Annotated in this window: 1 tRNA gene; it reads left to right on the top strand. The window is 67.5% G+C overall.

What is annotated here, in order from left to right:
• Positions 1–173 precede the first annotated feature (173 nt).
• A tRNA-Ala gene (locus E4O86_RS23030) sits at positions 174–249 on the top strand.
• Positions 250–839: the final 590 nt, after the last annotated feature.

Genomic DNA, 839 nt, shown 5'->3' with positions numbered 1-839 from the left:
CTGATAAGGGTGAGGTCAGTAGTTCGACTCTACTCAGGCCCACCAGGTTCAGGCGTTCGGCATCGGGCGTTCGGCATCGGGCGTTCGGCATCGGGCGTTCGGCATCGGGCGTTCGGCGTTCGGCAGTCGGGCTTTGCCGACTGCCTGTTGCCGTCTGCCGATTGCCGGGTTCAGGGGCCATAGCTCAGTTGGGAGAGCGCGTGCTTTGCAAGCATGAGGTCGTCGGTTCGATCCCGTCTGGCTCCACCACGTTGTGGTTCCGCCAGCCGTGATCGACAGTCCTTTGTTTTGTCCGTCCTCGCTTCGCTGCGGGCGGACGGGCCCGTCTGGCTCCACCACGTCGTGGTTCCGCCAGCCGTGATCGGGAGTCTTATGCTGGGCCGCGCCTTCGGCGCGTCCGCTTGGCTCCGCCGGCGGATGCTGGCGCCTGGTTCCCGGCTGATGCCGGAGCGGCCTGGTCGGGTTGATCGCTTGTCGGAAGGAAAAGGGTTTGCGGCGGGACGCGGGACGCGTGCCGCCGCCTGTTCAGGTGACATCGTGAAGAGAAGACGGGTCCGGGCGCGCCTCTGGGTGCGGGATCTCCGCCGGCCGTGGTTTGACCGCCGCGGCCTTCGGGCCTGTCTCGTGTGATAACTGGTCTTTCTAGGCCCGTTCCGGCGTCCTTCGGGCGCGTGGCGCGGGCCGGGCCCGTTCCCCTGTTCGCTCGGGGGTTCGGGTTTTTGGCCGGTCCGTTCCTCTCTCCGCGGCTTCGGCCGCGCGGAACGGCGCCGGTTGGATTGCGCTGCCGGGCCTCGGCCCGGCGGGCATGGATAATGAGAGCGATCAAGTGCCTTAAGGGC

The sequence above is a fragment of the Propylenella binzhouense genome (assembly GCF_009866965.1).
GTDB lineage: Bacteria > Pseudomonadota > Alphaproteobacteria > Rhizobiales > Afifellaceae > Propylenella > Propylenella binzhouense.
This window is presented reverse-complemented; position numbering and strand designations above follow the sequence as displayed.